We start from the raw sequence: 424 nt of genomic DNA, 5'->3' as shown, positions 1-424 counted from the left end.
ACTTATATCCCCAAAGGAGTTAGAGATGGGACTGCAACGGAAGAACATGACGGCTTTGAAGATGGAACTAATAGCGTACTACAGCAAGTCCCTTTGCTTCGCGCAACAACAGGATACCCTGATGTTAATGCCTATATTAAATCAAACAAATTTTCAACAGCAAAAATAGAAAAACAATTAAAAAGCCAATTTCCTAAATTCAACTATCGTAATGGTTACGGCAAACAAGAAGGAATAGTTATTCATGAAACAGCAAATAATTCATCTACTATTACAGGTGAAATCAATTACATGAGCACCAATTACAACAATGCCTTTGTTCACGCTTTTGTAGACAAGTCTCGTATACTCCAAATCCATCCTACTGAAAATGGTGTTTGGGGAGCAGGACAATATGCTAATGCTCGTTTTATCCAAGTTGAAT

General features: G+C 36.8%; 1 protein-coding gene. It reads left to right on the top strand.

Annotated elements, in window-relative coordinates; all coding sequences use genetic code 11:
• A partial coding sequence (locus tag G8O24_RS47220) for an N-acetylmuramoyl-L-alanine amidase (RefSeq protein ID WP_188108441.1) occupies positions 1-424 on the top strand: 424 nt, incomplete at both ends.

It is taken from the genome of Bradyrhizobium campsiandrae (assembly GCF_014529705.1).
Taxonomy (GTDB): domain Bacteria; phylum Pseudomonadota; class Alphaproteobacteria; order Rhizobiales; family Xanthobacteraceae; genus Bradyrhizobium; species Bradyrhizobium campsiandrae.
Note: the sequence above shows the minus strand (reverse complement) of the source record. Positions and strands in the feature narration are given on the sequence as shown.